General features: G+C 46.4%; 1 protein-coding gene. It reads right to left on the bottom strand.

Going from position 1 to position 640, the window contains the following annotated elements; genetic code table 11:
- Positions 1-640, bottom strand: a 640-nt coding sequence (locus tag R7093_RS26105; protein ID WP_318147133.1) for an SLC13 family permease, incomplete at both ends; no start/stop codon positions are given.

Below are 640 nucleotides of genomic sequence, written 5' to 3'. Positions count from 1 at the left end.
AAGCGGCTTTCTTTCAAGGTCTTATGGCAGAAGGTTGCAGAGGAACTGACCACCACTTCAATAAAGTTTTGACCATTCAAATGCTGTTGCCCAAATAGAGTCAGCCCCGGAATTTCTTGCAAGGTCGCCACACTTTCGACATCGCCACAAAACAACAGACGATCTTTCGCTTTCAGCACGAAGTCGGGGCCTACTGACGATACCGTCACGCCATCACGAACCACCTCTGCAAGAAACAACTTACGCAGCGCACGCAGATTGTTTTCACTGATGGTACGGCCAACCAAAGGGGAACCTGGTTCAACACGAGATTCAAGGAAATACGGTAAGTCTTCTTGGTTTTGGTCATCGTAACTTGGCAGCAAATAGCTCAGCGGAATAAGAATTAAAAGACCACCAGCTAAGACAGCCAAGCCAATCATCGTCGGAGTAAAAAAGCTCAGACTCGGTAGCCCTGCATCTTCCACAAAGCTATTAATAATAAGGTTGGTCGAAGTACCAATAAGCGTTAATGTGCCACCAAATATCGCCGCGTAAGAAAGTGGAATCAGTAGCTTAGAAGGCGCGTGCTGTTGATTGCGTTTAATCGCACCAATCAAAGACACAACAACGGCCGTATTGTTGGTAAAGGAAGACAGTA

This window comes from Vibrio sp. 1580, assembly GCF_033340055.1.
This window is presented reverse-complemented; position numbering and strand designations above follow the sequence as displayed.